This window comes from Alteraurantiacibacter palmitatis (genome assembly GCF_037154115.1).
GTDB lineage: Bacteria > Pseudomonadota > Alphaproteobacteria > Sphingomonadales > Sphingomonadaceae > Alteraurantiacibacter > Alteraurantiacibacter palmitatis.
In genome coordinates, this window is sequence record NZ_JBANRO010000002.1 from 22,903 (window position 1) to 42,165 (window position 19,263).

General features: G+C 62.4%; 23 protein-coding genes and 1 pseudogene. 9 read left to right on the forward strand and 15 right to left on the reverse strand.

Annotation, left to right across the window (positions count from 1 at the left end; translation table 11 throughout):
* Positions 1-36: 36 nt before the first annotated feature.
* The 8 genes from traC to WFP44_RS02185 are packed head-to-tail and all read right to left on the reverse strand — an operon-like array spanning position 37 to position 7,586.
* Positions 37-2,580 (reverse strand): type IV secretion system protein TraC, encoded by a 2,544-nt coding sequence (gene traC, locus WFP44_RS02150; RefSeq protein ID WP_336924704.1) that lies wholly within the window; start codon positions 2,578-2,580, stop codon positions 37-39.
* Positions 2,580-3,362 carry a conjugal transfer protein TraV gene (locus WFP44_RS02155; RefSeq protein ID WP_336924705.1) on the reverse strand — a complete coding sequence of 261 codons (783 nt, stop codon included), beginning with the start codon at positions 3,360-3,362 and terminating at the stop codon, positions 2,580-2,582. The genes traC and WFP44_RS02155 overlap by 1 nt, the downstream gene beginning before the upstream one ends.
* A 4-nt stretch (positions 3,363-3,366) precedes the next feature.
* Positions 3,367-4,254, reverse strand: coding sequence for a DsbC family protein (locus WFP44_RS02160; protein WP_336924706.1), 888 nt, complete (start codon positions 4,252-4,254; stop codon positions 3,367-3,369).
* Positions 4,251-5,588 (reverse strand): TraB/TrbI/VirB10 family type IV secretion system protein, encoded by a 1,338-nt coding sequence (locus tag WFP44_RS02165; RefSeq protein WP_336924707.1) that lies wholly within the window; start codon positions 5,586-5,588, stop codon positions 4,251-4,253. The genes WFP44_RS02160 and WFP44_RS02165 overlap by 4 nt, the downstream gene beginning before the upstream one ends.
* Positions 5,585-6,340 (reverse strand): type-F conjugative transfer system secretin TraK, encoded by a 756-nt coding sequence (locus tag WFP44_RS02170; protein ID WP_377922486.1) that lies wholly within the window; start codon positions 6,338-6,340, stop codon positions 5,585-5,587. The genes WFP44_RS02165 and WFP44_RS02170 overlap by 4 nt, the downstream gene beginning before the upstream one ends.
* Positions 6,340-6,912 (reverse strand): type IV conjugative transfer system protein TraE, encoded by a 573-nt coding sequence (locus WFP44_RS02175; protein WP_336924709.1) that lies wholly within the window; start codon positions 6,910-6,912, stop codon positions 6,340-6,342. The genes WFP44_RS02170 and WFP44_RS02175 overlap by 1 nt, the downstream gene beginning before the upstream one ends.
* A 12-nt stretch (positions 6,913-6,924) precedes the next feature.
* Positions 6,925-7,212, reverse strand: coding sequence for a type IV conjugative transfer system protein TraL (gene traL / locus WFP44_RS02180; RefSeq protein ID WP_088914971.1), 288 nt, complete (start codon positions 7,210-7,212; stop codon positions 6,925-6,927).
* Positions 7,213-7,241: 29 nt separating this feature from the next.
* On the reverse strand, positions 7,242-7,586 hold the full coding sequence (locus WFP44_RS02185) for a hypothetical protein (RefSeq protein WP_336924710.1): 345 nt from the start codon (positions 7,584-7,586) through the stop codon (positions 7,242-7,244).
* A gap of 347 nt (positions 7,587-7,933) precedes the next feature.
* Between WFP44_RS02185 and WFP44_RS02190 the strand changes: the two genes are divergently transcribed.
* The gene (locus WFP44_RS02190) at positions 7,934-8,386 is read left to right on the forward strand and encodes a helix-turn-helix domain-containing protein (RefSeq protein WP_336924711.1); all 453 of its coding nucleotides are present in this window, start codon (positions 7,934-7,936) and stop codon (positions 8,384-8,386) included.
* 49 nt (positions 8,387-8,435) lie between these two features.
* Entirely contained in the window at positions 8,436-8,696 is a 261-nt protein-coding gene (locus WFP44_RS02195) for a helix-turn-helix transcriptional regulator (RefSeq protein ID WP_336924712.1), read from the forward strand.
* A 149-nt stretch (positions 8,697-8,845) separates the two neighbouring features.
* On the opposite strand, the gene WFP44_RS02200 is transcribed toward WFP44_RS02195, so the two are convergent.
* The 6 genes and pseudogenes from WFP44_RS02200 to WFP44_RS02225 form a co-directional block, all read right to left on the reverse strand.
* On the reverse strand, positions 8,846-9,898 hold the full coding sequence (locus WFP44_RS02200; protein WP_336924713.1) for an ArsO family NAD(P)H-dependent flavin-containing monooxygenase: 1,053 nt from the start codon (positions 9,896-9,898) through the stop codon (positions 8,846-8,848).
* Positions 9,899-9,902: 4 nt separating this feature from the next.
* A complete protein-coding gene (locus WFP44_RS02205) occupies positions 9,903-10,139 on the reverse strand; it encodes a thioredoxin family protein (protein ID WP_336924714.1) in 237 nt (78 codons plus the stop codon).
* Positions 10,140-10,154: 15 nt separating this feature from the next.
* Positions 10,155-11,000, reverse strand: a pseudogene (locus WFP44_RS02210) (permease).
* Complete coding sequence (locus WFP44_RS02215) at positions 11,000-11,209, reverse strand: hypothetical protein (protein WP_336924715.1); 210 nt, start codon at positions 11,207-11,209, stop codon at positions 11,000-11,002. The pseudogene WFP44_RS02210 and the gene WFP44_RS02215 overlap by 1 nt, the downstream one beginning before the upstream one ends.
* Before the next feature lies 1 nt (position 11,210).
* Positions 11,211-11,525, reverse strand: a complete 315-nt coding sequence (locus WFP44_RS02220) for an ArsR/SmtB family transcription factor (RefSeq protein WP_336924716.1) — start codon at positions 11,523-11,525, stop codon at positions 11,211-11,213.
* A gap of 76 nt (positions 11,526-11,601) precedes the next feature.
* Positions 11,602-13,086 carry an alkaline phosphatase gene (locus WFP44_RS02225; protein ID WP_336924717.1) on the reverse strand — a complete coding sequence of 495 codons (1,485 nt, stop codon included), beginning with the start codon at positions 13,084-13,086 and terminating at the stop codon, positions 11,602-11,604.
* 96 nt (positions 13,087-13,182) lie between these two features.
* On the opposite strand from WFP44_RS02225, the gene WFP44_RS02230 reads away from it, so the two are divergent.
* Genes WFP44_RS02230 through arsH form a run of 6 tightly spaced genes read left to right on the forward strand, consistent with a single transcriptional unit; the run spans position 13,183 to position 16,678 of the window.
* Positions 13,183-13,521 (forward strand): ArsR/SmtB family transcription factor, encoded by a 339-nt coding sequence (locus WFP44_RS02230; RefSeq protein WP_336925027.1) that lies wholly within the window; start codon positions 13,183-13,185, stop codon positions 13,519-13,521.
* 29 nt (positions 13,522-13,550) lie between these two features.
* The gene (locus WFP44_RS02235; protein WP_336924718.1) at positions 13,551-14,072 is read left to right on the forward strand and encodes an arsenate reductase ArsC; all 522 of its coding nucleotides are present in this window, start codon (positions 13,551-13,553) and stop codon (positions 14,070-14,072) included.
* Positions 14,069-14,497: an arsenate reductase (glutaredoxin) gene (gene arsC / locus WFP44_RS02240; RefSeq protein ID WP_336924719.1), complete on the forward strand. Its 429-nt coding sequence runs from the start codon at positions 14,069-14,071 to the stop codon at positions 14,495-14,497. The genes WFP44_RS02235 and arsC overlap by 4 nt, the downstream gene beginning before the upstream one ends.
* Entirely contained in the window at positions 14,494-15,570 is a 1,077-nt protein-coding gene (arsB, locus tag WFP44_RS02245) for an ACR3 family arsenite efflux transporter (protein ID WP_336924720.1), read from the forward strand. The genes arsC and arsB overlap by 4 nt, the downstream gene beginning before the upstream one ends.
* Positions 15,570-15,908, forward strand: coding sequence for a YnfA family protein (locus tag WFP44_RS02250; RefSeq protein ID WP_336924721.1), 339 nt, complete (start codon positions 15,570-15,572; stop codon positions 15,906-15,908). Before arsB ends, WFP44_RS02250 begins: the two co-directional genes overlap by 1 nt.
* Positions 15,909-15,925: 17 nt before the next feature.
* Positions 15,926-16,678 (forward strand): arsenical resistance protein ArsH, encoded by a 753-nt coding sequence (arsH, locus tag WFP44_RS02255; RefSeq protein ID WP_336924722.1) that lies wholly within the window; start codon positions 15,926-15,928, stop codon positions 16,676-16,678.
* 749 nt (positions 16,679-17,427) lie between these two features.
* Here arsH and WFP44_RS02260 read toward each other — a convergent pair.
* Complete coding sequence (locus WFP44_RS02260) at positions 17,428-17,892, reverse strand: NUDIX hydrolase (RefSeq protein ID WP_336924723.1); 465 nt, start codon at positions 17,890-17,892, stop codon at positions 17,428-17,430.
* Positions 17,893-17,982: 90 nt separating this feature from the next.
* Here WFP44_RS02260 and WFP44_RS02265 point away from each other — a divergent pair, with 90 nt between their 5' ends.
* On the forward strand, positions 17,983-19,221 hold the full coding sequence (locus WFP44_RS02265) for an MFS transporter (RefSeq protein WP_336924724.1): 1,239 nt from the start codon (positions 17,983-17,985) through the stop codon (positions 19,219-19,221).
* The last annotated feature ends 42 nt before the right edge of the window (positions 19,222-19,263 follow it).

Below are 19,263 nucleotides of genomic sequence, written 5' to 3' on the forward strand. Positions count from 1 at the left end.
TTCTGGGGTCCCTAGTGATGTTGTGAGGGTAATGGTTCAGGACCGGCCGAAGGCGATCTGCTCGATTGCATCGGCAAGCTGGTGCCCGCGGGCGACTTCGGCATCGATCGCGGCGAAGGTCTCGGGCGAGCTTGAGAACAAGGTCGCCGAGTACTCGTCGAGCACAAGCCGGCCAATTGCTTCCACCTCGGGCCCCTTGATGAAAACCTCGGAATAGTCATTGCCCGAGCGCTTGAGGCTGCGGATCAACGTCTCGGTCCGATCATCCATGTCGAGGCGTTTGCTGGCCTTGAAGTCGGCAATGGTCTCGGGCTTCTGCTGGAGGATCAGCATCCAGTCGCTGTTCTCGAGCGCGGCCGTGGCTCCGTCGGACTTGTAATAGTCGTTCAATGACTGCGTCGCGGTCGCCAGCGCGCCGCCATATTTGCGGCAGGTGCGGGCATAGGTCTCGACGAACTCGCCCATCGACCCGCCTTTCAGCATCGACCAGGCCTCGTCGATCAGCAGCAGCTTGCGCACCTGGCGCGGGGTGCGGATCATCGCCTGGCTGGTCATGAACATGATCGCCGAGAGCACCACGGCACGCAGTTCCTCCCGGGCCGACAGGTCCGACATCTCAAAGACTGTAAAGTCGCTGTCGAGCGCGAGGCTCGCCTCGCCCTCGAAGAAGGCGCCGTAGGTCCCGCCCGCCATGTAGGGAGCGAGCGAGGTCGCAAGATCGCTCGCGATCTCATGGCCGACACTTGCAAGCGCCTCGCCGACGCTGGTGACAGTTGCGCCGCTGCCGGCCTCGTTCCACACCGTGTTGACCGCGCGGTCGATGAGTCCGCGCTCAATGTCGGTGAGCTTGGCCGAGTGCCGTGCCATCTGGCCGATGATCGCCTTCACCATCCCGAAGCAGTCGAGCCGATAATCCTCGTCCTCAGCTGCGCGCGAAGCATCGATCATCGAGAAGGGATTGAGGCAGAAGCCCGCTTTCATCGTGAATTCGACAAACCGGCCGCCCTGCAGCTTGACCGAATGCTCGAAACTACGGCCATCATCGATCACCACCACCTGCGCGCCCGCACCGCGCAGCGCAGCGCACATTTCCTGGAGCAGCACCGATTTGCCCGATCCCGACTTGCCGCAGATCGCGACATTGTGATTGCCCGCCTCATTCTCGAACGGGGACCAGAAGAAGGGCTGCCCGCGCCTGCCGATGAACAGAAGATGCGGATGCGCACTGCCGAGATACTCGCCCTGCATCGGCGCCATGTTGGCAGCTGTCGTGGACAAGACGGTTTTGAAGCGTTTCAAGCGCTCCATGTCGGCACCCAGGCCGTCGGCGAGCGTCATCGGCATCGCAGCGAGCAAGCCCTGGATCTGCAGGAAGCGCTCGTCGGCCAGATCCCAGCCTGCCGCCTTGTAGATCGACTTGATCGCGCGCTCGTCGCTGTCGCCGCGTCCGAGGGGCGAAAAGGTCGTGAGGCCATAGAATACCCGCACGAGCCGGCGGCCTTCCTGAAGTTCGGCCTGCACGTGCTGCCATTCTGCGGCCTGTTCGCCGATCCTTGGCAGGAAGCGCGCGCTGCGCGTTTCAGAAAGGCTGGTTGTGCGCACGAATTTGAACCCCGCCTTGGCGGCAGCCGCTTCCTGATCAGGATAGACGAGGCACAGCATCGTAGCCGCCGGGCACGGAAAGCGCAGCTTGTCGGTGAAAAGGTCGCCGATCAGCCGCGCGCATTCCCACGGGCCCCAGCGCGACGGCGTATTGCGCACACCGAAGTGGCGAACATCAAAAGCGTCAGGGTAGATCGTGCCGATTTCCGGCACGCCGTCATGGAGCTTGCCCGTCGGACGGAAGCGTTCGGTTGAAAGCCGCATCCGGTCTTCGTGCACTATTAGCTCGATATCATGCCGGATCGCCTGCGCGGCGATCGCGTCGTGCGGATTATAGGCAAGGGCATCTTCCTGAGGCGCGGTGGTGGGGGACGTGAGGTCATCGATAATGGCGATGAGATCCTCTGGCCCCACTTCGGCCACACCAAGGTTCAGCGATTTGAGCATGGCGATGAGGCCGTCGCGGGTTTGCCGCAATTCCTCATTGCTGACCGCCTTCGAAGCGGGAACACCGACCGAAACGATTACCTGGTGGTGGCGGGCATGGAAGGGCGCATCGGCCGAGCCTGATTGCCACACCAGGCCATAGAGCCGCTTGGCGCGGTGGCGCGCAATCGCCTCATAGACCCCGCCCTGCAGATAACGCGGGGCGAACCACGGCGCGATGATCCGGCTGATGCGCGGCGAGGCGAGGTGGAGCACCTGCAGGCATGCGCCGGGTGGAAGCCCTTCGGAGAAGAACTGTCCGAGGATCTCGCCCGTGCGCTCGTCGGCCCCGATCAGCGGTGTGACCGACAAAACAAAGCCCTTGGAGCGCGCGTTAAGGTAGAGCCGGTTTGCCGGATCATAGACCCGGTACGGGAGCCAGTCCGAAAGTTGATCGATTATCAGGGCTGGGCGCGCCGGTTCGGAATGCTCGGCATCGCCCAGAAGCCCCGCAAGGACACGGTCGACGATCATGTTGAGGCGCTGGGCCATCAGTTGTGCTCCTTCTCGGGCTGTTCGTTGCTCGTGGCTGCGCCGTGCTTGGCCGCCTCGATTGCTTCGATGCTCGGGAAGGTAAGCGGCGCGCGGGTGTTGGAAGGCCGGGGGACTGGATCATGCGGGGACGCGGTCGCATGGAGCCCCCCGGCCACCGGTGCATCAGCACCGGTCGCAGTCTCGTTCGCCGGGGAGGGGGATACCGGCGGCGAGACCAACGGGAAAAGGTCGGAATGGTTGTCGGGCTGGATGAGGAATTCGGCGTCAGGGGTGCTCTGGTCTGACTGGGCGGTGGTGGCTTCGTCCATGCTGTCAGCCGCGAGCATGTTGTCTGCCTGCGCACCGGTTTGTGCCGGGACCTGCAGCGCCTTCAGCTGCCGCTTCAGCTGTCGCATCAGCGGCGGAGCGGACCTTTCGCCAGGCTTGCGGCGCAGCTCCGCCGCCCAGCGCGGGTTCTCGATCACGGCCCAGGCGATGGCCTCGTCGTGCAGCGTTCCCGCCTCATCGACCCGCGCCGGGAACACGATCTTCAGCGTGCGCTCGGATGTGCGCGCCTGATCTCCTGCCGCGACAGCAATGGCTGGACGCATGGCGTGCGCCGGGTTCTTGTCCGTCGTCATGTCGCTCGTCGCGCGGGCATCGAGGACATGCGATGGTGCGCAGTCGCCCTTGGGCGCACGGCACTGGAACGAGCCTTCGACGTTGGTGCCTAAGGTCGCGCAGGCGCTCGCCATCACGGCAAGACCGGCACAGGCGAGGAAACGGTAGGGAAGCCGCATCGGTCTATCCTTTTGTGGTGGGGGTGAGCGCCGGAGTGGCGGGGCGCAGGAATTCGCGGAGCACTGCTGCCGGACGATAGCCCTCGAGCACCGCGCCGTCGGAGGGACGCACCAGCACGGGCGTGCCGGTGAAGCCATTGGCCCTGGCGAAGGCTTCGTTGGCATCGAGACCGCTGGTGTCGCAGGGCTTGGGATTGACGAGCGCGCCGCCCGAATAGGCAAGCCGGAGCGAGAGTTCGGGGCGCGGCGCGCACAGGACGCGTTCGGCATCACGGCGGCTTTCGGCCCCGAAAATCGAGATCGGTCGCTCCTCGACCCGCGCGCCGATCGCTTTCAGCTCCTCTTCGAGCTTCTTGCAGTAGCCGCAGTGAAAATCGGAGAAGACCACGACCTTCGGTCCATTCGCCGGTCCCCAGGTGATCGCGCCCTTGGCCGGAAGCCCCGCGAGCGAGACTTTCCTGGGGGCCGTTCGCGCCGCGGCCTGAGGGGCTTTCTCGCCGCCAGCAGCCCGAGGCGCGCCCGCCGTCAAAAGATCAGGGTTCAATTCAAGCAGCCGGGCCGCCGTCAGATCCTGACGCGCTTCCATGTCATAGACCCGGCCGATCACGAGATAGCGAGCCGCCCGGTCGACGTAGAACAGCGTCGACTTGGAGGCGACTTCGCACAGGCCGCCCAGACCCTCGCACGCAATCCGGTCGATCGGTGTCTTGGGCAGGCGCAGCTTGAGGGCCGCCCGTACCGCGTCCGTGTCTGGCGCTTTCATGGGCGAGGCGAGGCTGGCGACAGCCCAGCCTGTTGCGGCCGAAAGGGCAATCACCCCGGCGATACCGGCAGCAGGCTTGATCCAGCGCATGCGCCGCTTGTGGGGGAGGGGGTTCGTATCGCTGATCATTGGGAATTCCTCACGAAGACGCCGTCGAGAAACACGATCTCGACTGCGATGCCGGTCGGCATCTCGACGACGGGTTGGTATTGTTCTGCGCGCTCGATGAGGTAGCGGCTGACCGTATCGGCAGCTTCCCCCGCACCCTGGCCGAGGCCTCCCGCCAGAATGTCCGTGGCCGACAGCTGCTGGCGCTGTTGGCCCGTGCCGACCTGGCCTGCGAAGATCCCGTTGGCATTGGCCGAGAACCCGCGTCCGAACCCGCCGACGATGCCGGCCAGCAGCGCCTGGCTGACCAGATTACCCTCGCGGCTGACCACGCGTCCACGCACGCCGGACTTGCCGGCAAAGCTGATGAAGCCTTTGACTTCGCTGACCGCGACACGCCCGCCGGGCTGGTCGCAGGTCATGCGGGCAAGCTTCACATAGACTTTTTCGGACGAGAGATCGCCGCGCGCGGCTCCATTGACGATGCAGCCTTCGATCCGCGTCGTCAGGACCTTGCCGTTCTGCATCACCGAGCGCGCCGGGCCCGTGATCCGCAGGACTACGGGGAGCGGATCGGTCTGGCTCGAGACCCCTGCCGAGGCATCGACGCCCACGATGACCCGCGCCGGCGCATAGGAGTTGGGCGGCAGATAGTCGGGCGAGTCCTCGACCACCACGGGCGGCGTTTCCGGGCGCGCCGTGCGCGGTCCGGCAGAGTTCGCCTTTTCCGAGGCAAAGCTCATCAGCTTGACCTCGCCGGGCCCAAAGGCAGGGCCGGCGTTATCGGTCGTTGCACTGGCTGACCGGGTGGTCGCGGCCGCGCTGCCGCGCGCGTCGTAGCCTCCTGCTTGCGGGCCATAGGCCGGCGCCGGCGCAGCAGGGGCAGGGGCGGGCGGCCCACTGGCGAGCCGGGTTCTGAGCTCGGCGTTCTCCGCCGAGATTGCATCGATTGCCGCCTGCCCGTCGGTGCGCATGGCCTGGTTCTCGGCCTTGAGCGCTGCAAGCTGCTCTTCGACTTCGCCGCGCGGCACGCTCGCATCGCGCAGCGCCTTCTGCTCGCGGGTCATCGCATCAAGCCGGTTGCTGTAAGTCGCAACGAACTCGCGGTTGGCGAGGTCGCGGTTGACGATCCCGGCCGTGTCGATGGTCTGCGCGGCGTCAGGATCACTACCGGCGGGTTTGTCGTCGCCGCCAAGAATGAACCAGCTGCCGCCCACGAGGACGAGCGCGCCGATGGCGCCCATCAGCAGCTTCTGGCGGCGTGCAGTGCGGGCGTTGAGTTCAGTGACCGGCGAAGGTGCAGGGTGTTCCGGGTGCGCAAGCTGCGAGGCAGGTGCGGGTGGCGCATCGCTCATTGCTCGAACCCTCCGTTCGTGCCGACGATGAAGGCAGTCGTGCTGCTGCCCGGTTCGAGAACAGGATTGACGATGGTCACCGCCAGCGTGTCGGCAGGGGCAATGTCGCGCTCGGCCAGCGTCACCTGCGTGGCGCCGCGATTGGCGATACGGATGACCTTTCCTGCTAGCTCTGCGCCGCGGTAATCGGAGATCAGCTGGACCTCGAGATCGCCGACGCGTGCCGGAGGATTGGCAGACTGGCGGACCTCGAAGCCATCGACAGCGCGGTGATTGGCCATCGCCTGAATGAGGCGCACTGCGCTGGTTGAAAGCGGGGTCTCGCGCTCCCAGTCTGCCGCTTTGACCTGCGCGATCGCCGGGTTCGCAATGAAGACCTGGACCGCCGGGATTGGCTCGATCTTGCAGGCAAGCTTGTAGACATAGCCTTTGCGGGTGGTGGCAAAGAAGCTGATGCTACGGGCCGCAAAGGTCTCGGGGACCGAGACATAGATGTCGCCGCGCAGCGGCTCATTGGTCACCGCGAAATCATTGTAGGGCGTGCCGTTCGAGATCTTCGAAACGCTGGCGAACTGATCATCGATTAGCGCAAAGCGGGTGAGCTCGCGCGCCGAAACCGCGCATTCGATGCTCGAGCCGTCGGCGGCCTGCCGGAACTGGTCTGCTGCCTTAGCGCTGGTGGCGCTAAGAGCGAGCAGCACGGCCGAGCAGAGCACTGCGCGGTGACTGCGGCGTGGGGATTGGCAAGCCATCACTTGGCCTCCTTCATCTGTTTATCGGTGGGAACCTGGGCAAACCCAGCGAGCGCCAAGCGCAGGCCGCGATAGGTCCAGTGGAAGCGGAAGCGGCGATCATCGCTGGCGATGACCTGCGCGCCCACGAAGGTCTTGAGCGTGCCCGTCACCTCCGAGGTGAGCGCCTTAGGATCGACCGTCATCGAGCGGATCACGAAAGCCTGGGTGACATCGGACCCGCGCTGTTCGGCAACGATCCGGACAAGATCGGCCTTGAGCTGACCGTGGCTTGCAGGGTCCGCGAGCTTGAGGATCTCGGCCATCCAGTAATCGAGGCCTTCCGGGCTGCGATTGAGGAGGACGAGCGCTGTGTCGCGGGTGACGAGCTCGAGATAGTCGGCCTCAACCCCAGCGCTGCTGACGGTCAGCGCGCTTGGCAGGGTCGGGAGTAGAACGACCTCGCGATCCCTTGTGGCGGCGAGGCCAGCGGTGATCACAAGCGCGATCCCGAGGCCTGCGCTGGTCAGCGCAAAGAGATTGCGTTGACGCAGCAGGCTCTGCTGTCGCTCATGAGAAATGTCGGCAAACATGGATGTCTCCCCTCAACCGGCAAGCAGGCGGCAGTGGGAAGGCGGCGTCGCTTTAAGCCCGAGAATTCCGGCCGGCAGATACCAATATGCGGCATGGGCTACCCAGGAGCTGGCGCGTCCTGCTTTTGCCTTTCGCAGCGCGAACCAGGCGCCGAAAGCAACGATAATGCCGATAAAGATATGCTGGCTGAGAATGCCCCAGGTGAAGGGAATGATCATCCCGGCAAACTCGTCGATGGTCCAGAAACCGATGAGCTCCGGATCGTCGAGCCTGCGCGGGATGATGTAGGGGTCCTTCATGGCGATGCTGCCTTCCCGTGCCCGGTGCGTCAGATGACCGCGGTTACGACCGAGGTGACGATCGGAACGCCGGTGCCGACACCGATGCCGACACCCACCGGGACAGCGACCTGCCCAAGCGAGAAGCGGCCCGAGGCAAGACCGATCAGGCCGCCCGCGAGGCTGAGGACGGTGATGATCTTGCCGCCCGAGCCTTCGAGGAAGTTCGTGAACTGGGTGAGCGCCGGATCGAAGGTCGTGTCAGCGCCGGCATAGGCTGCGCCTGCCGCGAGGCTGGCGATGAGCGCCGGGATGGCAAACGCCATGGCCCGGTCGATTTTGGTGGCGCGCCTGGGAGATCCGGCAGCGCGCCGGGGGAGGGGAAGGGACTGCATAAGAGAACTCCGTCTGGGAGGGTGGAACAGCGTTCTTGCGTTCGCTGTGTGTTCTCTATGCATCTAGGAAATACGTGTAGGAAGTCTGGCGTGCTGAGGGTGCCGTTGGCCGGACTTATATGGACGCATGGAATTGGGCTTAGCTAGATTCTCCTGCATGATCAGTGGTTATTGCGCCGTTGATGGTCGCCATAAGCCGACCGGGCTGTCGGGATTCGCCGACGAATCGTGTCCTATGATGAGCCATCCTAGAAACGAGATGTTCGGTATATGTTCTAATTTCTTTCTTATGCACTGGATGCGCGATATGCCTTCGACTCACTTGCTCAATGACAGGAGTCGTCGCCATGCATCAGTCTGCCCTTGATACGAATGCGAGCCTTGCACGCGTCATCACGCACGCCATCGAAACTGCCGACAAGCCAAAGCACCAGATCGCCAGCGAGGCGGGGATCCATCGTGAAACCCTGCTCAAAGTCATGCGCGGTAAGCGCGCCATCAGCATCGACAGGGCTGTCCGCCTCCTCGAGATCTGCGGCGCCTGTCCTCACGCAGCCATCGTGTTGACGTTGGCGGGTGAAGAAGCGCTGGCCTGTGAATGGATGCACCGCGAGATGGGTGCCTTCCTCGATGAATTCATCACCAGCTTGCCGGGGCAACTTGATCGCACCCTCGGGCGCCGCGTTGATGACCTGAGACCGCGCTGGGCTAGCGGCACCTCGCAGCTCGTGGCCAAGCTGCTCTCCAGGCACATCGATGATCTCGCCAATCGCGACATCGCCATGTCGCTGACACGCTAAAGCAGGGCAACTCGGAGGGGACCGGCGCGATAACCTGACAGGACCGTCAATGACTACAAATTCGAATACCGCTGAAGAAGGCGCTGCCGCCCCTGCAATCGAGCCTGCCAGCGCGCAACCGCCGCGTCTTCTGCGCTTGCCTGAGGTCATGAACCGGGTGGGACTTCGCCGTTCGGCGATTTATCAGCGGATGAGCGAGGGGCGTTTTCCCAAATGCCGCACGCTGGGAGCCAAATGCTCGGTTTGGGTGGAAGCCGAGATCAATGCCTGGATTGATGGCATCGTGCGCTCTTCAAACCAGGCTGACTGATTTGGCAATTGTCAAACCCGATGCCTGAGCTTGGGACTTTTCTGCCGGTCTCAATCGACGTGTTGAATGACTGGGTTTGCCAAAACCGGTCAGTCAGTTTCGGCACGGGCTCTGCCAAAGCCGACGGCTCGCAAGCGGCCCCATAGCCATCATTCCGGCAAGGCAGCCATGGCCTGTATCAAGGCGTTCGCCAAATCCCGCGCAGTTCGCGCTGCGCCCATGAGGGTCGCCGATCCCGGACCGGTCCAGTCGCCATATCCGGCTAGCCAGATGCGTCGCACTTTCGTTGACCGCTGCCCATCGAGAAGAATGCGGCCATCATCCTCAATCACCCCAAGGCCATCTAGATGATCCAGTGCCGGGCGAAAGCCGGTGCACCAGATGATGGCGTCGACCGGCATCGTAGAACCATCAGGCCACACCACACCTTCAGATGTGACCCGGTCGAATGGTCTCACCGAGGACAACTCGCCCCGGTCGCGTGCCGCTTTGACAGGCGGGACCATCACAATGTCACCGATGCCGCCAACCGGCGTGTCGCCGGGCCCTGCCTTCATCCGCGCGACGGCACGCTCGAACAGCACGCGGCCATCGACATCTTCCGGGAGGAACAGCGGCTCTTCCAGCGTCACCCATAGCGCGCGCGCAAGGGGTGCAACTTCGGCCATGATCTGCGCACCGCTATTGCCGCCGCCGACCACCAGCACCGTCTGGCCAGCAAAATCCTCGGGTCGTTCGTAATGCGCCGAATGAACCTGACGACCCTTGAACAGATCGCGCCCGGGAACGTCCGGGATGAAAGGTTTCGACCAGGTGCCGGTAGCATTGACGACATTGCGCGCGGCAAAATCGCCGGTGTTGGTCCGAACCAGCAAATGCTGATCGCCCCGCTCAACCGCTTCCACCCGCACCGGGCGGCGGACCAGCAGCCGGTAGCGCTCCTCGTAACGGGTGAGGTAGTCGATCACATCATCGCGGGTGGGATATCCCTTGTGATCGGGCGGCGGCATCAGCCATCCGGGGAGCGAGCTGTAGCCTGCTGGCGAGAACAGCCGCAGCGAGTCCCAGCCGTGCCGCCACGCGCCGCCCGGGCCATCTTCAGCATCGAGGATCAGGAAGTCTGCCTTGGCCCTGCCAAGATAATAGCCCAGCGACAGGCCCATTTGACCGCCGCCGATGATGACGATGTCGTGAGTCTCCACCGTGTCAGCCTTGCAGCCAGCGCTTCAGGTCGTCTTCCTTGGGTAGGCCGCAAGCATGGACGACCTTGCCGTCGATCACGATACCGGGCGTGGACACGATGCCGTATTGCGCGATTTGGGCGGAATCGGTGATCTTTTCGACTGCGACTTCCACGCCGAGTTCGCTGGCAGTTGCCTTCACCATGTCTTCGGTCGTCTGGCACCGCTTGCAGCCGGGGCCGAGCACCTTGATGTCTTTCATGGCTATTGTCCTTTTCTAGAAGATCAGCGCGTTAAACAGGAAGCCGACGCCAAGGATGCCGGTGCCGACCACCGCGACGAACACTGCGATCAGCTTGATGCTGAGCACCTTGCGCAAGATGATCATTTCGGGAAGCGACAGCGCAATCACCGACATCATGAAGGCCAGCACCGTGCCCAGCGCCGCGCCCTTGCCCAGCAGCGCCTCGATCACCGGAATGATCCCGGCGGCGTTGGAATACATCGGAATGCCCAGCAGCACGGCAGCTGGCACCGACCACCAGCTGTCCGCCCCCATGATGTCAGCGAGCAGTTCAGCCGGGACATAGCCATGGATGAACGCTCCGGCAGCGATCCCGGCGATAATTCAATACCAGACTTTCCCGACAATTTCCTTGACTGCGTCCCAACCTGCCTCGAACCGGTCGATCCAGCTGAGATGCTCGTCCCCGAGTTCGGCGGGAGACGTGCGCACTTCGCGCACCCAGGGTTCGAGCCAGCTTTCCAGATGCAGGCGGCCGATGATCCAGCCCGACACGATCGCGATTGAGAGACCGAAGATCAGATAGGTCAGCGCAACTTTCCAGCCCAGCAGGGCGAACAGCAGGCCAAGCGCGATCTCGTTGATCATCGGTGCGACGATCAGGAACGAGAATGTGACACCCAGCGGCACGCCTGCCGACACGAAGCCGACGAACAAAGGCACCGCGGAGCATGAGCAGAACGGCGTGACTATGCCGAGGTGCGCAGCGGCGATATTGCCCAAGCCCTCGCGCTTCCCCGCAAGCAACGCGCGGGTACGTTCGGGCGAGAAGAAGGTGCGGACCACACCCATAGCGAACACCACCAACGTCAGCAGCATCAGCACCTTGGGCGTATCGTAGAAGAAGAATTCAACCGACGCGGCCAGTGACTGCCTTGTTCAATCGGCAGCTGCGCCACCAGCCACTGCGCAAAAGGCAGCAATTGGTTGTAGATGGCAAACCAAGCGGCCACGAAGATGGCGATTCCGGCAAACCAGATCCCTTGCGATTTGCGGGCCTGACCCAGGCTTGCAGCGATGGTGTTCATATCAGGCAGCCTTTTTCTGGCATGGGGCCGGGGCAAGCGGGGGCAGCGCGGCCAGCACCGCATTGACGATCGCCTCGCATTCAGACGGCAGTTCAGGATTGCGGCGATAACGGACCCACTGCGCATCGCGCCGGTCGGTCAGCAGGCCTGCGGCCTTCAGCCGCGCCATGTGCCGCGACATACGCGACTGCGTAACATCAAGCCGGTCCATCAGCTCGCACACGCAGTGCTCATCGCCGTCCCACACCACCTGCAAGGCGCGCAGGCGGGTGGGTTCGGAGAGAGCGGTCAGCAGGTCATCGATTTGCAAGTCCATTTGTCACGCATATGCCGCCATCCGCATATGCGCTTTGACGCAAATCAAACGGCGCGCCGGGCGCGATCTTGTGCTGTCACTCTGGTTTGTCGCCAAAGAGCGCCCGCTTGATGATGTAGAAGATGGTCTGCTGCTCCATCGTCCCGCGGAACAGATCAGCGCTCGGCCCTGATGCACGAACGGCGACATCTTCCCCGGCATGGGTTTCGCCCGACAGCGGCACGGTCGCCTGCTGGCGGTAGTCCGGGGCAGCGGTGTCCTGAGTCGCCGGATCGGTGCGTTCACCGGCGACGGCGCCCGGCCCGTTGGCATAGCCGAGCGTGGTATAGCCCTTGCCGTCACGGGCTTTCACCGTCTCGCCGAACGCCACCGTGCCGAGGATCGGATTGCCGCGCGCGGGATAGCCGCTGATGGTCAAGGTATGGCTGTGATCGGCGGTCGTGACGATCAACGTCTCATCAAGATCAACCAGACTCAATGCGCGGGCCACCGCTGCATCGAGCGCCGCCGCATCGGTGAGTGCACGGAAGGCATTGCCGCCGTGGTGGGCGTGATCGATCCGTCCGCCTTCAACCAGCAACACATAGCCGCCGTCCTTACCGGAAAGCCGCCGGATCGACAATTCGACCATGTCCGCCAGCGAAGGCTCGCCGCCGGTATCGGCGGCGCGATCCGCTTCGTATTGCATGTGGCTGGGCTCGAACAGGCCGAGCAGGGGCTGTCCGCTGGCCGGATCGTAGCTGGCCAGCTGGCCCGCGCTCCACACGAAGGTGCCGCCCGGATGGTTGCGCTGCCATTCGGCGATCAGGTCGCGGCCATCCTTACGGCTGCCCGTGCTGGTGGGATATTCTGGATCGGCAGCGTTTGCAGGCAGGAAGGCGCTGCGTCCCCCGCCTAGCACCACGTCGAGCCGTTGACCGACCGGGGCTTCGACCAGCTGACGCGCAATGTCGCGGCAGCCCTGGGCGATGGCTTCCGCGGGCATATCGGCGTCGGCCTCCCAATCACGCTGCGGCGAATGGGCATAGCCTGCCGCCGGAGTGGCGTGGGTAATCTTCGTGGTTGTCACGATCCCGGTGGCAAAACCCGCCTCTTGCGCGAGACCGAGCAGTGAGGGGACGGTGTTGGCGAGGCCGGACGCGCAATCGTCCAGGATCGCCTCAGGCCCCACACCGATCACGCCATTGCGTGTCTTGACCCCTGCAAGGATCGCAGTCGCAGTCGGCGCGCTGTCGGATACCTGTCCATCGTGCGAATAGGTCTTCACCAGTGCGGTATGATCGAGCCGGTCCATGGCAGTGACATAGGATTCGCCATCAACGCCCGCGGTCTGACCCGCCAGAATACGGGCCGCTGTGAGGGTCGATACCCCCATCCCGTCACCGATGAAGATGATGACATTGCGCGCCTTTTCGGGCCGTTCCTCTGCCGCAAGACGGTCTGCCAGTTCAGCCTCGCCCTGTGCGCGGTAGTCCGCTGTGCTGGACGCTTGCTGCGCGAGCGCGGGGACGGTCAGCAGAGCCGAAAAGCAGAAGGTGGCGGTTAGGAGTGGGCGGGACATCGGCAGCAAATCCTTATTTCGATGATAGCGGAAATATCGATTGCACGGCCCTACAGGCGCTTTATGACAAGTTCAAAGCAAACATGGATTCGGATGATGCAAGGCGAACAGGTGTGGGCTGTCGATGCGCTTCAGGCGCTTGGCCATGAAACGCGGCTGACGGTATTCCGGATGCTTGTGAAAGCCGGACCAGACGGGATGATGGCTGGCGAGATTGCGCAAGGCTGCAGGGTTCCGCCGTCTACGATGTCGCATCACCTCGCCAATCTGGAGCGGGCGGGCCTTGCCAAATCTGAACGCGAAAGCCGGGTGATCCGTTACCGCGCCGATTACGCTGGAATGCGCAGCCTGCTTGGTTTTCTGATGGAAGATTGCTGCCAGGGCGATCCGCGCCTGTGCGCTGACTTCACCGAAACCGCGTCTTGCAAGCCTTAACTCTCAACCTTCCCGCAACCGAGGTTCGAATGACTGACAAGATCTACAATGTCCTGTTCCTGTGCACCGGCAACAGCGCTCGCTCGATCCTCGGCGAAGCGCTGATGAACAAGCTGGGGGAAGGCCGTTTTTCCGCATACAGTGCCGGAAGCCAGCCCAAGGGCGATGTCCACCCGATGGCAATGGAGGTGCTGGACGGGTTCGGTTTTGCGACCGACGGCCTGCGGTCGAAAAGCTGGGACGAATTCACCCGGCCCGGTGCGCCTGAGTTCGATTTCATCTTTACCGTGTGCGACAATGCCGCCAGCGAAAGCTGCCCGGTCTTTCCCGGCAAGGCGATCACCGCACATTGGGGTGTGGAAGATCCTGCCGCTGTTGAAGGGGAAGGCCAGCGCAAAGCATTTCTTGATGCGATGAGCTACCTCAAGCGGCGGATTGATCTGTTCCTCATGCTGCCCATGAAGAGCATCGACGAACTGGCCATGCGCCGCAAGCTTGCTGACATCGGGCGCGAGGAAGGCGCCAGCATCCGGGCGAAGGACACCCAATGAACACCGACATCGTCATCTATCACAATCCCGAATGTGGGACTTCGCGCAACACGCTGGCGATGATCCGCAATGCGGGGATTGAGCCCCATGTGGTAGAATATCTGAAGACGCCGCCCGCGCGCGCGCTGCTGGAAAGCCTGATTGCGCGGGCCGGGATCACGCCGCGCGATCTGCTGCGCGAGAAGGGCACGCCGTTTGCCGAGCTAGGGCTGGATGATCCCGCACTGACCGATGCGCAGCTGATCGATGCGATGATGGCCCACCCGATCCTCATCAACCGCCCGCTGGTGGTCTCGCCGCTGGGTGTGAGGCTGTGCCGCCCTTCGGAATACGTGCTCGATCTGCTCCCCGCCGATCAGCTCGGCGCTTTCACCAAGGAAGACGGCGAACAGGTCGTCGATGCATCGGGGCAGCGCGTAAAATGACCCAGACCCTCGCCACATCTTCGCCAGCGGCCTCGCCTCTCGGCACGTTCGAACGCTATCTGTCTGTATGGGTGCTGCTTGCCATTCTGGCGGGACTTGCGCTGGGCCTGATCGCGCCGGACGCCGTCGGCGTGCTGGCGGGGCTCGAATATGCCTCGGTCAATCTTGTGGTCGCCGTGCTGATCTGGGCGATGATTTTCCCGATGATGGTGGGCGTGGACTTCGCCAGCATCAAGGACATTGGCCGCAAGCCCAAGGGGCTGGTGATCACGCTGGTGGTCAACTGGCTGATCAAACCGTTCACCATGGCGGCGCTGGCGGTGGTGTTCTTCGATTATCTTTACGCCGGCATGATGAGCGATGCGGATGCCGACCAGTATATCGCCGGGCTGATCCTGCTGGGCACCGCGCCATGCACCGCGATGGTGTTCGTGTGGTCGCAGATGACCAAGGGCGATCCGGCCTACACACTGGTGCAGGTGTCGGTGAACGATCTGGTGATGATCGTCGCCTTTGCGCCGATTGTCGCGCTGCTTCTCGGCGTGACCGACATTGTCGTGCCGTGGGATACGCTCCTGTTGTCGGTAGCGCTGTATGTCGTCATCCCGCTGGTGGCAGGCTGGATGACGCGGCGGCAAGTGATCGCATCGCATGGCGGTGATGAAGCTGCGATCGATGCCTTCACCGCGCGATTGAAGCCGTGGTCGGTCATTGGGCTGCTGGCGACGGTGGTGCTGTTATTCGCATTCCAGGCCGGGACGGTCGTCGCCAACCCGCTGCTGATTGCGTTGATCGCCATTCCGATCATCATCCAGTCCTACGGCATTTTCGCACTCGCATATGCTTGGGCGTTTGCGTGGAAGGTGCCGCACAATATTGCGGCGCCGTGCGCGATGATTGGAACGTCCAACTTCTTCGAACTTGCGGTTGCGGTTGCCATTGGCCTGTTCGGCCTGACCAGCGGGGCGGCGCTGGCAACAGTTGTAGGCGTGCTAGTTGAGGTGCCAGTCATGCTGTCGTTGGTGGCATTCGCCAACCGCACACGTGGAAACTTCGCAGGAACAGCTGCCTGATGCATGCTTGGGTCCCGACCTTCGCCATTTACCTTGCGGCTTCCATGTTCGAAATTGCTGGATGCTTTGCTTTTTGGACATGGATGAAGCTCGGCAAATCCGGTTGGTGGCTTGTGCCGGGAACCTTTTCACTCATCATATTCGCATGGTTGCTGACACTGGTGCCCGTTGACGCTGCCGGAAGGGCCTTTGCGATTTACGGCGGTGTCTACATCGCGGCATCGATCCTTTGGCTTTACCTGATTGAGCGTCAAGAGCCCGATCGCTGGGACCTGATAGGCGCCACAGTTTGCATACTTGGGGCCGCGATTATCTTGCTGGTGCCCAGGACAGCCTGACGGAGTTGAAATAGATAATGTCCGAATATCGCTATCTTCGTAGCCTGAGTGATCCCGATCACCTTCCGGCGCTCAAGTCCGAATACCTGCATCGCAATCCGGCGAGCGGCCTTGGCGCGATCGACCCCCCGCCGCGTATCCTGCTGCTCTATGGCTCGCTGCGGGAGCGGTCCTTCTCGCGGCTGGCGGTGGAGGAGGCGGCGCGCCTGCTGCAATTATTCGGCTGCGAGACGCGCATCTTCGATCCGTTAGACATGCCTCTGCCCGATCAGTATCCGGGCGACGATCACCCCGCCGTGCACGAATTGCGCGAACACTCGCTGTGGTCTGAAGCGCAGGTCTGGTGCAGCCCCGAACGCCACGGCACGATCACCGGTATCATGAAGGCGCAGATCGATCACCTGCCGCTCGCCTACAAGGGCCTGCGTCCCACGCAGGGCCGCACGCTGGCCGTGATGCAGGTCTGTGCCGGGTCGCAGAGCTTCAACACCGTCAACACCTTGCGCGTGCTGGGCCGGTGGATGCGGATGGTCACGATCCCCAACCAGTCCTCAGTCGCCAAGGCGTATGAGGAGTTCGACGATGCCGGCCGGATGAAGCCGTCGGCCTATTACGACCGCATCGTCGACGTGATGGAGGAACTGGTGCGTTTCACTGTGCTGCTGCGTCCTTACGCAGAGCAGTTGGTCGATCGCTATTCCGAACGGGTCGAGCGCGATCTGCCGGTCGCAACCCCGGTTGAGGCAGCTGGAATCGCCGTGACAAAATAGATGCGAATGATGGGACCCGCCCGTCAGCGGAGAACTCGGATTAGGAACAGCACCAATCCCCAATCTCAAAGTGTGCACATTGCGTTTAACAGTCAACGTAGGAATGCGCGCCTATCCCGCTGACAGGTCAGGATCATGATTATTAGCAATGAAATATACGGGTCGCGCAAAGCCCAATTTGCCAGACAGAGGCGCCTTACAGGTGATGCAAGCCAAATATGCGAGTTCCAAATCAGACCCGTGGCGGCTCTACTTTAGCGGCAGACATACCTAACGATCCTGCTATCGCCCGAACCCCGGCTAATGTTCTCTTGAAAAGCCGTCCGGTTGAAGGTGGCGCAATGTTCTTCTGCAGCGGCGCGCGCCTTGTCGAGTTGATTACCTTTGATCCTGTAAGTCACGCTGGTTGAGTCCGCCTGAGAAACAGTTGGACTTGAACGAAATGTTGCACAACCTGAAATTGTAAGAGAACATGCTGCAAGACTAATGATGACTGCGCGCTTCATAAATGAATCCCAACCTTGCCTTGTCTGAAATAGCGACATCTCAGATTTTGGATCAGCCCTCCATCAAATAGGTTTGAATTGATTCTTCGGAGCGGTATTTACAGGATCGGCTGTAGCTCGGCTATTTTCAGTCGGTGTGAGCCAGCCAGAGACCCCCCTCAACCCCGCTGGACCGTTAAGTCTATTTTTCGCCGCATGGCGAGTAATGTCCGTTCGAAAGCAAGAGCAGCCCTTCGTCTGCAGTCAGGCCGCAATCGCTTCCAGACAAGCCTCGAACACCTGGCGCTGCTTCGCTACGGGAAATGCCGCCAAGGCCTCATCTGCGGTGAACCAGCGCGCGTCGGCTATTTCTTCAGCTTGGAGTGCAAGCTGGGCGTTATGCGGCAGGCGAACCACGAACATCGCGGCCTCCTGGCCGTCATGGTCCAACGATTTTTTGGCCTTATGCTCGGCGCTGTAGATGAAGCGGTTGCCAACCGGCAGCCGCTCCAGATCCTCTTCCAGCTCCACTCCGAGTTCTTCGGCGATCTCCCTGCGCATCGCCTGATGCACAGTTTCGCCTTCCTCGACGCCGCCGCCAGCAAGCGTCCATTCCCCATCGCGGTATCCGTGTGGGCGAACCAGCAGAAATTCGCCATGATCGTTGACGACAACGGCGCGGACTTTCTGGCGGAGCTTGAGCCCGCCCTCATGAAAAAATGCAGACATAGGGCAAAGCTAGATTGGTTCAGTTAAGCCTAGGTAACCCACGAGCCCTTTTTTCTGTTGTCACCCGGATGCCTGACGTAAGGCGAGCCAATGCTTCAATTTGTGCGCCACAATGCCCGCTGGTTGGCGGCGGGTTTTCTGCTGTCGATGTTCTCGTCCTTTGGACAGACCTTTTTCATCGGACTGTTCGGCGCCGAATTTCAGGAACGGTTTGATCTATCGGGCGGCGAGTTCGGGCTGCTTTACATGGTGGCCACGCTCGCGAGTGCGGCGACATTGCCGTGGATCGGCAAAGTGATGGACGTGATGAGCGGTCGCAAGGTTGCGGCAATGGTGATGCCCGGGTTGGCCGCCGCGTGCCTGCTAGCCGCTTGGTCGCCCCACATAGCGGGCTTCGTGATCGCACTCTACCTGCTGCGGCTGCTGGGTCAGGGCATGATGACCCATATCGCCCAGACCGAAACAGCGCGGGCGTTCGTCGCCAATCGTGGCCGAGCAATGTCTCTGGTGGTGCCCGGGCATCAGGCGGGCGAGGCGATCCTACCGGCGCTATTCGTGCTCGTCGCTGCCGCTTTGGGTTGGCAGGGGGCGTGGACGGCGGCGGCAGCGCTAATCCTCGTGATCGGGATGCCGGTGATCATCGGTCTGCTGGCAAAGCCCCGCGTTCCGCAGCAGGCTGAGATCAATCTGGCCAACGCGCAGGCGGGCCGCGACTGGACCCGCGCCGAGGTGATGCGTGATCCGGTGTTCTACTTGCTTTTGCTCGGCCTGCTCGCACCGCCATTTATCGGCACCACGATCTTCTTCCATCAGGGCCACCTGATCGATGTGCGTGGATACGACCAGCTGGCGTTTGCCGGCGCATTCCCGGTGATGGCCATGACGACGGTCGGGTTCGGGCTTATCTGCGGTTATCTGGTGGATCGGTTCGGATCGGTGCGCCTGTTGCCGTTTTTCCTGGTGCCGATTTGCATCGCTAGCCTTGCAGCAGCATCGATCACGGCGCTCTGGGGAATTTACCTGTTCATGTTCCTGTTCGGTGTCAGCTACGGCCTTACGTCGAACATGTTCGGTGTGATCTGGCCGGAGGTTTATGGCACCGCGCACCTCGGCTCGATCCGTGCGCTGGTGGTATCGGGTATGGTCCTTGCAACAGCGGTCGGACCGGGACTCACGGGTGCCCTAATCGATCAAGGGATCACCCTGCCTCAGCAATTGTGGTGGATGGCGCTGTGGTGCGTGGTCGCCACTGGCGCACTGGTTTTGGCAGCGCGCCTTATTGCTTCGCGCGGCGATGCAGCACGCCATGGCCTTTCCAAAGAAGCGTGACGGCCGGCCATTGGCTACTTGGCCCCCAAAACTCAAGACGTG

What these genes read in the sequence shown, in the direction of transcription:
- WFP44_RS02265 (WP_336924724.1), top strand. Translation starts at nt 17,983, where the DNA reads ATGCTTCAATTTGTGCGCCACAATGCCCGCTGGTTGGCGGCGGGTTTT.
- WFP44_RS02235 (WP_336924718.1), top strand. Translation starts at nt 13,551, where the DNA reads ATGACTGACAAGATCTACAATGTCCTGTTCCTGTGCACCGGCAACAGC.
- WFP44_RS02230 (WP_336925027.1), top strand. Translation starts at nt 13,183, where the DNA reads ATGCAAGGCGAACAGGTGTGGGCTGTCGATGCGCTTCAGGCGCTTGGC.
- WFP44_RS02205 (WP_336924714.1), bottom strand. Translation starts at nt 10,139, where the DNA reads ATGAAAGACATCAAGGTGCTCGGCCCCGGCTGCAAGCGGTGCCAGACG.
- WFP44_RS02160 (WP_336924706.1), bottom strand. Translation starts at nt 4,254, where the DNA reads ATGATCAGCGATACGAACCCCCTCCCCCACAAGCGGCGCATGCGCTGG.
- WFP44_RS02155 (WP_336924705.1), bottom strand. Translation starts at nt 3,362, where the DNA reads ATGCGGCTTCCCTACCGTTTCCTCGCCTGTGCCGGTCTTGCCGTGATG.
- arsC (WP_336924719.1), top strand. Translation starts at nt 14,069, where the DNA reads ATGAACACCGACATCGTCATCTATCACAATCCCGAATGTGGGACTTCG.
- WFP44_RS02195 (WP_336924712.1), top strand. Translation starts at nt 8,436, where the DNA reads ATGACTACAAATTCGAATACCGCTGAAGAAGGCGCTGCCGCCCCTGCA.
- WFP44_RS02190 (WP_336924711.1), top strand. Translation starts at nt 7,934, where the DNA reads ATGCATCAGTCTGCCCTTGATACGAATGCGAGCCTTGCACGCGTCATC.
- arsH (WP_336924722.1), top strand. Translation starts at nt 15,926, where the DNA reads ATGTCCGAATATCGCTATCTTCGTAGCCTGAGTGATCCCGATCACCTT.
- WFP44_RS02220 (WP_336924716.1), bottom strand. Translation starts at nt 11,525, where the DNA reads ATGGACTTGCAAATCGATGACCTGCTGACCGCTCTCTCCGAACCCACC.
- WFP44_RS02215 (WP_336924715.1), bottom strand. Translation starts at nt 11,209, where the DNA reads ATGAACACCATCGCTGCAAGCCTGGGTCAGGCCCGCAAATCGCAAGGG.
- traL (WP_088914971.1), bottom strand. Translation starts at nt 7,212, where the DNA reads ATGAAGGACCCCTACATCATCCCGCGCAGGCTCGACGATCCGGAGCTC.
- WFP44_RS02225 (WP_336924717.1), bottom strand. Translation starts at nt 13,086, where the DNA reads ATGTCCCGCCCACTCCTAACCGCCACCTTCTGCTTTTCGGCTCTGCTG.
- WFP44_RS02260 (WP_336924723.1), bottom strand. Translation starts at nt 17,892, where the DNA reads ATGTCTGCATTTTTTCATGAGGGCGGGCTCAAGCTCCGCCAGAAAGTC.
- WFP44_RS02250 (WP_336924721.1), top strand. Translation starts at nt 15,570, where the DNA reads ATGCATGCTTGGGTCCCGACCTTCGCCATTTACCTTGCGGCTTCCATG.
- WFP44_RS02185 (WP_336924710.1), bottom strand. Translation starts at nt 7,586, where the DNA reads ATGCAGTCCCTTCCCCTCCCCCGGCGCGCTGCCGGATCTCCCAGGCGC.
- traC (WP_336924704.1), bottom strand. Translation starts at nt 2,580, where the DNA reads ATGGCCCAGCGCCTCAACATGATCGTCGACCGTGTCCTTGCGGGGCTT.
- WFP44_RS02165 (WP_336924707.1), bottom strand. Translation starts at nt 5,588, where the DNA reads ATGAGCGATGCGCCACCCGCACCTGCCTCGCAGCTTGCGCACCCGGAA.
- WFP44_RS02175 (WP_336924709.1), bottom strand. Translation starts at nt 6,912, where the DNA reads ATGTTTGCCGACATTTCTCATGAGCGACAGCAGAGCCTGCTGCGTCAA.
- WFP44_RS02170 (WP_377922486.1), bottom strand. Translation starts at nt 6,340, where the DNA reads ATGGCTTGCCAATCCCCACGCCGCAGTCACCGCGCAGTGCTCTGCTCG.
- arsB (WP_336924720.1), top strand. Translation starts at nt 14,494, where the DNA reads ATGACCCAGACCCTCGCCACATCTTCGCCAGCGGCCTCGCCTCTCGGC.